The organism is Cohnella zeiphila, from assembly GCF_014212055.1.
GTDB lineage: Bacteria > Bacillota > Bacilli > Paenibacillales > Paenibacillaceae > Cohnella > Cohnella zeiphila.
Window position 1 is genome coordinate 75503 of sequence record NZ_JACJVO010000036.1, and the last position, 13091, is coordinate 88593.

Consider the following 13091-nt stretch of genomic DNA (forward strand, 5'->3'; position numbering starts at 1 on the left):
CTGCAGGAACAGTAGGCGGAAGCAAGAGCAGAATACAGCATAAATCCGCATGTTTTGAAGAGGCTCGAATTTATATATGCTGCTATATTAGAAATAAAGCTTGCCGGAGCCCGCGTACGAATCTCGGGGGCCCAACCGGTCGTTTAGCATGCGATGAATAGGCTTTTTTTCGAAAATGGGGCGAGGTGCCAGGTATGTTTGTCAATTTTCAATTAGATGAAGTGAAATTGACCGACAAAACATTTGCTCACCGAAGAGATCTCGTTAAAAAGTATATGGTTGAATTTGACTTAAACCGACTTATGCATACGTTTAAAATCAATGCGGGGATTCCGTCAGAAGCAGAGCCACTGGGCGGTTGGGAAGATACGGAATGCGGCTTGAGGGGACACTTTGTCGGGCATTTTCTTTCGGCATGCGCCAAAATCGCATTTGCCGATAAGGATGAATTGCTCCGAAATAAAGCAAACATGATCGTCGATATCATGGGGAAATGCGCAAAACCGAACGGATATCTAAGCGCGTTCGAAGAAGAGAAGTTGGATATTCTGGAATTCGAAGAAAACCGAAACGTATGGGCGCCTTATTACACGCTGCACAAAATCATGCAGGGCTTGGTTGATTGTCATCTCTATCTGGGCATCTCCGGGTCCCTGTCTCTTGCCGTAAACTTGGCCCGTTACATTCATAACCGCTTTGAGAAGCTTTCCTTCTGGAAAATCGACGGGATTCTCCGCTGCACGAAGGTGAACCCGGTGAACGAGTTCGGAGGTATTGGCGATACCCTTTACACCTTGTATGACCTGACAGGCGATGCCAAGCTCTTTGAGTTGGCCAACACTTTCGACAGGGATTATTGGATCGGTTCTCTTGAAGCCGGCAAAGACGTGCTGGAAGATCTGCATGCCAACACGCATCTCCCCATGATGATTGCCGCCATGCATCGGTACAACATTACCGGGGAGGAGAAGTACAAGACGGCTACCTTGAATTTTTACCGCTACTTGCAGGGAAGAACCTTTGCCAACGGCAACAGCAGTTCCAAGGCGACCGCTTCTATCAAAGGCGGGGTTTCTGAAAAATCCGAGCATTGGGGAGGCTATGGAAAGCTGGGAGATGCATTGACAGGCGGAGAAAGCGAAAGCTGCTGCGCTCATAATACGGAGAGAATACTTGAAAAGTTGGTTGGATGGTCCGGCACGGTCGAATATCTGGATCATATGGAATCCTTGAAATATAACGCCATTCTTAACAGCGCGAGCGATAAAACCGGTCTTTCCCAGTACCATCAGCCCATGGGCAGCTGCGCGGTCAAGAAATTCAGCGGCCTGTACGATTCCTTCTGGTGCTGTACGGCGTCCGGAGTCGAGGCAATGAGCGAGCTTCAAAAAAATATCTGGTTTAAAAAAGAAGATACGATCCTGCTTAATGCTTTTATACCCTCAACATTAGATTGGAAGGAACGGAATATCAAGATCGCTCAACGTACGGACTTTCCCGACCGGCTTACCTCAACGCTTGTGATCGAGTCGGCCGAACCAGCGGAGTTTAAACTGATGTTGAAGGAAAGGGCCGTTAAATCGATCAAAATCAATTCCGTTTCTATCGATCTGAAGAAGGAACATGGATATGTCGCGGTTCAACGTGTATTTCGCCATAACGATAAAATCGAGATAGCAATCGATGCCTCCTTGCATCTGGTTCCGCTGCAGGGTTCCGAAGGCTTGTCGGCGGTTATGTACGGCAGCGTTTTGCTCGCTCAGGTAGGGGGAAATCCTTTGAAGGGCATTACAGTTCAAAAACTCCATGACAAGTTCGTTAAGCTTGAGTCCGATCGATTGGAACTTGCCGTGGATGACGAGCAGGGCAATCAAACGAAATTCATTCCGCTTTATCGGGTGGAGGAAGAAGAATACACGGTTTACCTGAACCTGACGGGGAATCATGTTTCGAATAACGGCTTTTCCTACGCCAAGGATGGCAGATCGGCTTATACGGCAGGTTAAATAATTGCTTTTATCCTGCAATCAATAGGAGGCAGCTTATGATAAAAATGGGCGTTGATTATTACCCGGAGCATTGGGAACGAGATCTGTGGGATCAAGATGCGGAATTGATGCGGAAGACGGGAGTTCGTTTGGTTCGGTTAGCGGAATTTGCATGGTCGCGTCTGGAGCCGGAGGAAGATCGATACGATTTCGCCTGGCTGGACGACGCAATAGACGTTTTTCATCGACGCGGAATCGAGGTCGTTCTCGGAACCCCGACCAACACCCCGCCGAACTGGCTTGTGGAGCGGCATCCGGACGTTCTTCCCGTTGATTCCCTGCTGCATCCCCGGAATCCCGGAATACGGGGACATCGTTGCTACAACAGCCCGTCCATGCGCCAATATTCGGAGAAGATCGTGGACAAGCTTGCCTCGCATTATTCGAAGCATCCGGCAGTGGTCGGATGGCAGATCGACAACGAATTTGCCCTGAACGAATGTCATTGCGAAAATTGCAGCGAACGATTCCGTCAATGGCTGTCGGCCAAATACGAATCTTTGGAAGCTCTGAATCGTGCTTGGGGGACGGTCGTCTGGAGCGGAGAGTACAGCAGTTGGTCGCAAATCAACCCTCCGCTGGGCGGCACCGCCTTCAAAAATCCTTCCTATTTGCTGGATTGGAAAAGGTTCGAAACGGATTCCGTAGCCGAGTTCCAGCAATTGCAAGCCGATGTGTTGCGGAATCGGTGCCCGGGTCATTTCGTAACCCATAACATTTGGAGCTATCCGATGTCCCTGGACTACTATAAACTTTGCGAGACACTGGATTTTGCCTCCCTAGACTATTATCCGAACACAAGTCCGGAGAAGTCGATGATAAGCGGATACAGCGGGGCGCTTACGCTGGATTTGACTCGAGGGATTAAGCGGAGAAATTTCTGGATCATGGAAACCATCAGCGGCCCGCCCGGATGCTGGTTCCCGATGTGGCGGACTCCTCAGCCGGGTTTTATTCGAGCCTTTGCCTGGCAATGCGTTTCGCGCGGTGCCGATACCCTCGTACATTTCAGATGGAGAAACGCTCCGGCAGGCGCCGAGCAATTCTGGCATGGCTTGATCGACCATAGCAACGTCCCGGGACGCCGGTTCGAGGAATACGTCAAGCTGTGCGAGGAAGTGAACCGGCTTTCTCCGCTTTTGTCCGGATCGACAGTAAAAAGTGAAGCGGCCATCCTCCATTCGCACGACTTATACAATGCGCTGCAGATTCAGCCCCAGGCAGAGGGAATGGATTATTTCGACAACTTGAAGCTGTATCACCGTGCCATGACCAAGCTGGGCATTCAATCCGATGCGTTGAATACGACAGCTGATTTAAGCGGATATCGGTTCATCGTCGCACCGTCCCTCTATTTGCTTGACAAGCGCGTAGCACGCCATTTGGAGGAATGTGTCCGAAACGGGGCAACCTTGATCGTTACGAATCGCAGCGGCGTAAAAAATATGAACAATGTTTGCAGGATGGAGCCGCTGCCTGGACTGCTGGCCGAAGCGGCCGGAGTATCCGTTTCCGAATACGACCCGATCGGCAAAGACGTTCACTCCATTCGAGCAAAGAACGGGAAGACGTATACGTGCGCGCAATGGTGCGATATTCTGGAACTCTCGGGCGCGGCGCCGATCGCTTGGTACGAAGACGACTTTTTCGCCGGCAAGCCGGCCGCTTCGGTGCATTCGCTTGGAGACGGCAAGGTGTATTATTTGGGGATGATAGCCGAAGAGAACTTTTATGTGGACTTTTTCCGGGAAGCCGCTTCAGAAGCCGGGGTTGAGCTGTTCCCGGATCTGCCGGAAGGCGTTCAGATTTCGGTTCGCCAGAAGGGGGAGGAGCGGTATTTGTTCATTTTGAATCTATCGCGGAACCGTCAGACTGTAACGCTTGATCAAGCGTATTCCAGTCAGCTTCATGAGAGGCGGATTGGACCGAAGCTGGACATGGAGCCGTACGAGGTAGAGATTGTCGAACTTGCATAAGGAATGAATTAAGTCGCGGCATTGTCCATTTTTTGGGCAATAGCCGCGGTTTTCTGACGTTTCAACACCGTCGCTTCGGATTTTTTCAAATTCGTCCATTTAAATCCCTGATGAGTAATAGGTCTTATATTCGGACGGAGTCATATTCATGTAGATTTTGAACCATTTGGAAAAGTAACTGGCATTCTGATAACCCGCTTCCAGTGAAGCTTCTATCACGTTGCAAGAACCGGTACGCAACAAGGAGGCAGCTTTATTAATTCGAATAAAGTTTAAATATTCCATTGGCCTCATACCAGTCTGGTCCTTGAAAAATTTACAAAAATGGGATCTGCTTAGAGATGCAACGGATGCTAATTGGTTTAAATCCAGCTTCCTGAAAGAATTGTTCTCCATATAAGCTAATACACGTTTTATTTGATGATTTAGTTCATGCCCATGTCGTTTTTGTGAATGTAGCTTGGTCTCGACTAAACCCAATCGATAAATATCCGCGATGAATAAAAGCAATTTGGCCTTTATGCTTAATTCGTATGCGGGATATCCGCCGGCGAAGCATGAAAGGATTTGTCGAATATAGTTTAGCAATTCAACATACTCCTCTGTTTCCGCAGATAACAATGCCGGCAATCTGGAGGATCCGCTCAGAATCGGAACCAAGAAATGTTCCTGAATCCGATCGTTATGAAGGGATGACAGCCAAGATAATTTAAACACAATGGAGTAAAAGAACACCCCGCCACCATCATTGCTTACCCCGGAATGTAACTCGCCAGGGTGAACAATCAGCGCCTCTCCGGTTCTTATTTCAAACTCCCGGCTCTCAATTTTGAAAGTAGCCGTCCCTTTTGCCAGATAAATCATTTCCAATTCGTTATGCCAATGAATGGGCAGAATCGTATGAACATTCCCTGGATGTTCAATGGTATAAATATGAAATGGAAAGTCGGGGACGCCATGGTGGGAATTCTCTCGATAACGATGCTCGAACACAAATATACCTCCATCATAATATCGTGATAAGTATACACAATATCCTGCTAGATTTCATTCGTATCCCAATAATATAATTATCATAAAGGGTTTGCCGCTGTTCACCCGGATAACTTGAAAGCGGATTCAATAAATATAAAATTACAAATATTGCAATATCACTGCGCTCGATTGCAAATGGGGGGAGCCAATGAAGAAGTCCTGGTTGTTTAAGACGCTTTTGTTTAATTTGTTCATTTTTTTGTTTGTTGCTGCTTTTTTGCTGTTTTTATTGTTTCATCTTCTGACGAAACAAAACGAAGATGAAATGACCCATGTCAGCAGGCAATACGCCATTCAAGTCATGCAGACCGTCGATTCCCACTTGCAATCCATCGACCAGAATATGCTGAAAGGGCTGCTCACCTCTACGGGATTGAACAATTTCATTAAAAACGGGGCTCAAGATCAATATTATTTGAACTACACCATCGTGCAGGATTTATTAAAATTAAAGGATTCCAACTCATTAATCCACTCCATCTATCTGGTGCATCCCAAACAAAACTATGTTCTTAGCACCAGTACCATCCAATCGCTGCCCCAATATGGAGATTACTCGTTTGTTAAGACGACAGTCGAGCAGGTCGCTTCGATCTACTGGTCGGATGCCCGGTGCTTTAGCGAATTCGAGAATCAGGCATGCACGCATGTGGTCAGCTTGGTCCGTCGGTATCCTTCTGCCTCAAATGAAGGCATTTATTTGGTGGTCAACATCTCCGTCAGCTCGATCAATCAGTTGATTAAATCCTTTTACGACTTTAAGCTGCACGAAATTCAGATCAGCGATCGTTCGGGCCAACTGTTTCTCGATTCGAAAAACGACATGACTAGGGAAGCGTTGGACAAGGTCGTTTCGTCCTCAGTCACCTCCCCTTATACGGGATGGTCCGTAGCCAGCGGTTCCGAAAATCAGAATATTGTTTTTGCGATCCACTTGCTGACGAACATATGGATGTTTGTCGGGATTATATTTGTGGCGGTCGGTTCCGTGGTTATCATTATCAGAACCCGCAAACAATATATACCGATTCAAAAAATATTTTTGCGGCTGAATTCATTGCCCATTTTTAAATCGACGCATCTTCTTACCGGCAAAAACGAGCTGTCCGTCATTGAATCCGCCTTCAATCTGATGATCGAACAGTCGTCTCAATTTCAGTTGTTGATGGAAGAAGACAAACATTTGCGAAAGCGTCAGCTTTTTTACGAATTGATCGAAGGCTCCACCAGAATTTCAATTGAGGAATGGCAGGAATACGAGGACAATCTAAGTGTGCCCCGGCTTTTGCCCTATCAATGGATCGCGATTATTGAAATTGACCGTTTTCAGCTATTCGGAGAGACCTATTCGCCACGGGATCAAAACTTGCTGCGGTTTATTCTGATTCAAGTCCTGCAAGAAATCGTCGGGTCCCATGAAGGCGCCGTCTGGTCGGACTGGGTTTCGCCCCAGCGGCTTTGCAGTCTGATGCAATTCAAAGTGCGTCAATTCGATCAAGTCCATGAGGTCGTCCATCGGCTTCATGACTGGGTGAACGATAATTTGAAATTTTCCGTGACGATCGGGGTCGGGGAGCAGGCCGATTCGATCGGGACCATTTCCGAATCGTACAAAGAAGCCATGATTGCCATCCAGTATAAGGCAACGATTGGCGCCTCCAATATTATCTTTTATCGTGACGTACAAAAGCTTGATAACCGCAAATCCTTTTACGATATTTATGTTCGGTTTCAACTGTTGGCTCAGAGCATGAGAATTCAGGAGGAACAATGGAAGGAAAAGTTCGCGGACGTCTTTCGGATCATGAAAGAGTGCCGTCTATCCCGGGATGATGTAGCCCGGCTTCTTTTGTTTTTTATCAGCCAATTCGAACATCAAGAATCAATCAATTCCCAAGATCAGCCGCGAGGCTATCAAGTCCGGTTAGAGCAGATGAAGGCGCAGATCGACCAATTCGAGGAGATTGAGCAGCTACAGAACGAGTTTTATTCGGAATTGACCGAGCTGTTAGAGGCCATCAAGACCGATCGAGTTCAGCGAAAACAACATCATTTGATCCACGAAATCAGAGAGTATATCGAAGCTCATTTTACGGATTCCAATTTGTCGCTGGAGCTGTTCAACGATAAATTCGGAATTGGTGTAAAAAATTTAAGCAAGCTTTTTAAAGAAGAATTTGGGGTGAACTTTATCGATTACTTGACTCATCTGAGAATAGAGCGGGCTAAAAGCCTGCTGCTCGAAACGGACAGGCCTGTTCAGGAAATAGCCGAGGAGGTCGCGTATTCCGGAGCGATCGCTTTTGGGCGTGTATTCAAAAGAATCGTCGGGGTTACCCCCAGCGTTTACCGGGAACAGATCAAAACGAACGGCGAAACAAGGGTTGTAGAAAACGATTCATAATAGAAAAGGGTTTAGCCTCCGAAAACGAGCCCGACAATCATTCGATTGCCGGGTAGCGTAGAAAATGATTTATAAAGGAAAAGGATTTATTGCCCAAATCGCTGCGACCATTTTATATTTAGCGTGCATCCTGAATGCGTTTACGATGCACATTACAAACGGATGGGGAGGTGAAATGGAACAGTGGTTTTAAAAAAGATGAAGCGGCATTGGCAGCTTTATTTCGTCGTTCTGATCCCCATGCTTTATGTCATCATCTTTAAATACGTACCTATGTACGGGGCTTTGATCGCGTTTAAAGATTACCATGTCGTGCAAGGAATTTTAGGAAGTCCATGGGCGGGGCTGAAACACTTCGAGTACTTTTTTAATTCCCCTAATTTCTGGCCGATCTTTAACAACACACTAGGGATAAGCTTGTATGCGCTTGCGGTCGGTTTTCCCGTACCGATTGCGCTCGCATTGGCGCTGAACGAAGTTCGGCAGGGGGCATTCAAGCGGCTCGTGCAGATGGTGACCTACGCTCCTTACTTTATCTCCACCGTCATCATGGTATCGATTGTTTTGCTGTTTTTAGACCCTCACGTAGGAATTGTGAACATGCTCATACAGGCGCTCGGCTATCAACCGATCAACTTTATGGGCACTGCCGGCTTCTTTAAGACGATCTATGTGTTGTCCGATGTCTGGCAGAACGCCGGTTACGCAGCCATTATCTATATTGCGGCGTTGGCGGGCATCAATACGGATTTATATGAAGCGGCTCGGGTAGACGGCGCTTCGCGTTTTCAGAAGATGCTTCATGTAGACCTTCCGGGGATTATGCCGGTCGCAGTTGTCATGCTGATTTTGAGCGTCGGCGGCATCATGAACGTCGGATTCGAGAAGATCTACCTCATGCAGAACCAACTGAATGTTGTGTCTTCGGAAGTGATAGCAACTTATGTGTACAAAGAAGGTTTGCTTGGCGCCAATTTTAGTTTTTCCGCTGCGGTAGGTTTGTTTAATTCGGTGATCAATGTGATTTTGTTGGTTACGGTCAATCAAGTTGCCCGAAGATATTCAGAGAACAGCTTATGGTAGAGAAGGAGGATGGAGATGGCGAACAAAGGGGCTATTCGGGAATCACTCAACGACAGAGTGTTTATGTTCCTTATTTATGCGCTTCTAACCGTATTTTTTCTTGTCGTTCTGTATCCGCTTGTCTACATTTTCAGTTCCTCGTTCAGTTCGCCGCAAGCCGTATTGTCCGGAAGGGTCTGGTTGTGGCCGGTGGAGCCTACGCTAATGGGATATCAAGCCGTGTTTAAAAATCCGCAAATTGGCATCGGCTTTGCAAATTCCGTCTTTTATGCATTTTTTGGCACATTCATTAATGTCACGCTGACCGTTATGCTTGGTTATGCGTTATCGGTCAAGGGCTTTTATGGCAGGCAAGCGATAATGGGAATGCTGGTGTTCACCCTCTTGTTCAGCGGAGGCCTCATCCCGACTTATTTGGTTGTCAAAGGCTTGGGGATTCTAAATACGCGCTGGGCGATGCTGCTGCCGGGAGCTTTGGCGGTCTGGCAAGTGATTATAACGAGAACTTTTTTTCAGGCTACCATTCCGAACGAGCTTCGGGAGGCCGCCGAGATAGACGGCTGCAGAGACGTCGGTTTTATGGCAAGGGTAGCTTTTCCGCTCGCGAAACCGATTATAGCCGTATTGTTTCTGATGTACGCCGTCGGCAACTGGAACGCTTATTTCGATGCGCTGATCTATTTGAAATCGCCCAATCTGTTCCCCTTGCAAATCATCTTACGCAACATTTTGGTGATCAATTCGGTCGATCCCACCATGATGATCAACGTCAACGAGATGGCGGCACGAGAAGGGCTGAAAAACTTGCTGAAATATTCCTTGATTGTCGTTTCCAGCGGACCGGTATTGATTCTCTACCCTTTCATACAAAAATATTTTGTCAAGGGCATGATGATCGGTTCGCTAAAGGGATAGTGCGATCGCTGCAGTCCACTTAAATAATCGGAGGGGTTTGTGTGCTTAGAAAGATTAAAATGACGACCATTTTATCGTTGCTGCCGCTTCTGGTACTGGCCGGATGCGCGACCAAGCAAAGCGATGACGCCCAATCGACCGGCAGTTCGTCCGCAAGCAAGCCGGTTAGTCTTTCCATCTTTGCGGCGCAAGACTCAACAAGAATCGATTACCCGAGCCAACCGTTCACCAAGTGGGTGGAAGACCAAACGGGCGTAAAAATCGACTGGCAGACCGTTCCTTCCACGGACACGAATGTCGTCAACGAAAAGAAGCAGCTTGCTCTTGCGAGCGGAGATATTCCGGACGTATTTATGTCAGGCTTCTCCAAGGCTGAGGAGCAAAATTACGGATCGCAAGGGGTTCTGATTCCGTTAAACGATTTAATCGACCAATACGCGCCCAATATCAAAAAGGCTATGGAAGACATCCCTTACCTGAAAGGCCAGATGACGGCGCCGGACGGCAACATCTACGGCATTCCTTCGATCAATGAATGCTATCACTGCTCTTACGGACAAAAAATGTGGATCAACAAAGATTGGCTGGCGAAACTTGGACTTCAGATGCCGACGACGACCGCCGAATTCGAGCAGGTGCTGAAGGCGTTCAAAGAAAACGATCCGAACGGCAACGGCAAGCAGGACGAAATTGCCTTGAGCGGATTCCAGCAAAGCTGGAACGGCAATGTGGACGGCTTCCTGATGAATGCCTTTGTACCGGATGACAATACCTATTTCTTCACCGTCAACCACGGCAAAGTGGATCTTGCGGCCAATAAGCCCGAATGGAAGCAAGGACTCGAATATATGCATCGGTTGTTCACGGAAGGACTTATCGATCAAGGAGCCTTCACGCAAAACAATGACGCATTCGTCCAATTGGCCAACCATCCTGGCGACAACATCATTGGCGCATATACCGCAGGCCATCTCGGAATGGGTCCGAGCGTGACGGAGGGGCAGGACAGATGGAAGGAATATGAAGCGGTGCCTCCGCTAAAAGGACCAAATGGCGCACAATTCACTACGCACACCTTGAATCTCGGCGACGGCACGTTCGCCATCACGAATAAGGCATCGAAAGAACAGGCGATTGCCGCGATTAAACTCGCCGATTTTATGTATACCGAGCCATTCGCTACCAACGAAATGTACGGAATGTCCGGTGAATACGTCCGACCCGCCAATCCGGGCGAAAAGGATACGATGGGCAGACAGGCCAAATACACGGAAACGCCGGAAAACGGCAAAGTCGGGGAGTTGCGAGACGGCTGGGGGCAGATCGGTCCGGCGCTCAGGACCAAAGACTACCGGTTCTCGTTCACCGTTCCCGAGAATCCGTATACCCTGGTCGGTTACGAATATCTATTGACGCTCTCAACCCAAAAATACGAAGGCTTCGAGCCCAAAGAGGCGTTCCCTCAGTCGCTGTTCATCGACCCCGAAGACGCCGAGAACGTGCAGCACTTCCAGACGGATATCAACAAATATATTCAGGAATCCATGGTTCAATTTATTATGGGCAACAAGGATTTGAACAAGGATTGGAACTCGTATGTGGAAGGCTTCAATAAGCTGAATCTACCGACCTATGTCCAGATCATGCAGAAGGCATACGATTCGTACAAGCAAAACGGATAAATGGGCCGAAACGCCAACATCGGGCTCTCAGGACATGCCGATTGCCGTTGGCAGGTTCGAGAGCCTGTTTGTCCGGAAAACCGAGAAACATCAAACGAGGTGTCAAGATGAAGAAAGAACAAAAAAAAGCTTGGTGGAGAGAAAGCCGCTTCGGCATGTTCATCCATTGGGGCGTATATAGTCGGATGGGCCAGGGAGAATGGGTGATGTACAATCAACGAATTCCGGTAAAGGAATATGAGAAGCTGGCCCAAGAGTTCAATCCCGTCCGGTACGACGCGGATGAATGGGTGCGAATCGCCAAGGAAGCGGGCATGAAATATATCGTCATCACCGCCAAGCACCATGACGGGTTTTCCATGTTCCGGACGAAAGCGGACTCTTTTAATATTGTCGACGGCACGCCTTACGGGAAAGATGTCATGACGGAGTTGGCGCGAGCCTGCGAACGGGAGGGCCTGAAGCTGTGCTTCTATTATTCCCACGTCCGCGAATGGCGCCATCCGCATGCTCAGAGCCTGGAAGCGATCGATCCGAACTTGTTCGGGAATTACGGCAACTTCTGGGACTATCCCGACGAGCAGCGTAAAAATCTTCAAATCTATTTGGACGAGTTTGACAAGCCGCAGTTGAGGGAGCTGCTTACCCAATATGGACCCGTAGGCATTCTTTGGTTCGATACGCCATCCATGATCCGTCCCGACCAAGCGAAGGAGCTTGTCGACCTGGTTCGGGAGCTGCAGCCGGACTGTCTCATCAACAGCCGCGTCTCCGACGACGACTCCGTGGATTACGATTATTTGAGTCTGGGCGATTGCGAGATACCGGGAATTCCGGTGGGAACAGATTGGGAAACTCCCATGACCATCTGCACCTGGTGGGGATATTTCACGGGGGAAGGCAACGAATACCGCTCGACTCGGGAACTCGTTCGCCAACTGGTGGATATCGCCAGCTTGGGAGGCAATTATTTGCTTAACGTTGGTCCGAACGGCGAGGGGGAAATTCCGGACGAGGCTCAGCAGCGTCTGAGGGAGGTGGGCCGCTGGATGAACGTCAACGGAGAAGCCGTCTATGGTACGGAAGGGTCTCCCTTTGCCACGCGTCCCCAATGGGGCAGGATCACAGTTAAAGGCGAGAAGCTTTATCTGCACGTTTATGAATGGCAGAACACGATCTATCTCTACGGATTACGGAACCGTGTGAACCGGTGTTATATCCTCTCCGATCCCAATTGTTCAATCGCCTATCGACAGTCCTCGACCCCTGCGCGAGAGTTTGAACGAATGGCGATTGAACTTCCCAGGGTGCCCCCGGACCCATATTGCACGTTGGTGGTACTTGAGCTGGAGGGAGCGCCCGATGTGGACCAGGCGATCATTCAGGACGAATCGCGGGAAATCGTGCTGCCTGCCAATAAGGCAGCCATACATCGGGAGGCGGAAGGGAGCAGAATCAAGCTGGCTCGCACCGGAGGCATTCAAAATTGGTTCTGCTCGGAAGACTGGCTGAGCTGGGAATATATCGTGACGCAGCCGGGGGAGTATGAAGCCTCGCTTCTGGTGGGGACCGGTCCGAAATATCGAAAATGGGACTATGGCCACGAAGTGATAATTACGATTCATGGTCAGCGCTTGGCGTGCTTGGTTGAGGAGGATGAAGCTCTGGCCAATGAACCGCTGACGATCCGAGCCGGACGAATCCGGTTGGATCGGACCGGACAGTGCGACGCCCAAGTCAGGGCTTCTCTAATCAATCGAAAAAATATGAAAGGGCTGCTGTTTTGGTCTCTGCAGCTCAAACCGGTTGACGGAGGACAGCAAGCCGAGATTTAAAAGCAAGGAGGTTTTGCCTCCATGACCGATCATACCGTCGCGAAGCGGATTATTTTCGCAAGCGGCAGCCCGACGGATGCGATGCATTTTATAGCGATGACGGAAAATGTAGC

Annotated in this window: 8 protein-coding genes; 7 read left to right on the forward strand and 1 reads right to left on the reverse strand. The window is 48.7% G+C overall.

Features of this window, described 5'->3' with window-relative positions; translation table 11 throughout:
* Window positions 1-194 precede the first annotated feature (194 nt).
* Both H7C18_RS27820 and H7C18_RS27825 read left to right on the forward strand, forming a co-directional pair.
* The gene (locus H7C18_RS27820) at window positions 195-2006 is read left to right on the forward strand and encodes a beta-L-arabinofuranosidase domain-containing protein (RefSeq protein ID WP_185132394.1); all 1812 of its coding nucleotides are present in this window, start codon (window positions 195-197) and stop codon (window positions 2004-2006) included.
* A 38-nt stretch (window positions 2007-2044) separates the two neighbouring features.
* Window positions 2045-4024, forward strand: coding sequence for a beta-galactosidase (locus H7C18_RS27825; protein WP_185132395.1), 1980 nt, complete (start codon window positions 2045-2047; stop codon window positions 4022-4024).
* A 99-nt stretch (window positions 4025-4123) separates the two neighbouring features.
* Here the strand turns inward: H7C18_RS27825 and H7C18_RS35865 are convergent, their stop codons facing one another.
* Window positions 4124-5017, reverse strand: coding sequence for a helix-turn-helix domain-containing protein (locus H7C18_RS35865; RefSeq protein WP_185132396.1), 894 nt, complete (start codon window positions 5015-5017; stop codon window positions 4124-4126).
* A gap of 190 nt (window positions 5018-5207) precedes the next feature.
* On the opposite strand from H7C18_RS35865, the gene H7C18_RS27835 reads away from it, so the two are divergent.
* From H7C18_RS27835 to H7C18_RS27855, 5 genes are all read left to right on the forward strand, one after another.
* Window positions 5208-7463, forward strand: coding sequence for a helix-turn-helix domain-containing protein (locus H7C18_RS27835; RefSeq protein WP_185132397.1), 2256 nt, complete (start codon window positions 5208-5210; stop codon window positions 7461-7463).
* Window positions 7464-7661: 198 nt separating this feature from the next.
* Window positions 7662-8546 (forward strand): ABC transporter permease, encoded by an 885-nt coding sequence (locus tag H7C18_RS27840; RefSeq protein WP_185132469.1) that lies wholly within the window; start codon window positions 7662-7664, stop codon window positions 8544-8546.
* 15 nt (window positions 8547-8561) lie between these two features.
* Window positions 8562-9461 (forward strand): carbohydrate ABC transporter permease, encoded by a 900-nt coding sequence (locus tag H7C18_RS27845; protein WP_185132398.1) that lies wholly within the window; start codon window positions 8562-8564, stop codon window positions 9459-9461.
* A 41-nt stretch (window positions 9462-9502) separates the two neighbouring features.
* Window positions 9503-11143 (forward strand): ABC transporter substrate-binding protein, encoded by a 1641-nt coding sequence (locus H7C18_RS27850; protein WP_337913916.1) that lies wholly within the window; start codon window positions 9503-9505, stop codon window positions 11141-11143.
* 107 nt (window positions 11144-11250) lie between these two features.
* On the forward strand, window positions 11251-12978 hold the full coding sequence (locus H7C18_RS27855; RefSeq protein ID WP_185132399.1) for an alpha-L-fucosidase: 1728 nt from the start codon (window positions 11251-11253) through the stop codon (window positions 12976-12978).
* Window positions 12979-13091: the final 113 nt, after the last annotated feature.

Excerpts from the sequence above, each read along its gene's own strand:
- H7C18_RS27835 (WP_185132397.1), top strand. The coding sequence starts at position 5,208 with ATGAAGAAGTCCTGGTTGTTTAAGACGCTTTTGTTTAATTTGTTCATT.
- H7C18_RS27825 (WP_185132395.1), top strand. The coding sequence starts at position 2,045 with ATGATAAAAATGGGCGTTGATTATTACCCGGAGCATTGGGAACGAGAT.
- H7C18_RS27845 (WP_185132398.1), top strand. The coding sequence starts at position 8,562 with ATGGCGAACAAAGGGGCTATTCGGGAATCACTCAACGACAGAGTGTTT.
- H7C18_RS27855 (WP_185132399.1), top strand. The coding sequence starts at position 11,251 with ATGAAGAAAGAACAAAAAAAAGCTTGGTGGAGAGAAAGCCGCTTCGGC.
- H7C18_RS27840 (WP_185132469.1), top strand. The coding sequence starts at position 7,662 with ATGAAGCGGCATTGGCAGCTTTATTTCGTCGTTCTGATCCCCATGCTT.
- H7C18_RS27820 (WP_185132394.1), top strand. The coding sequence starts at position 195 with ATGTTTGTCAATTTTCAATTAGATGAAGTGAAATTGACCGACAAAACA.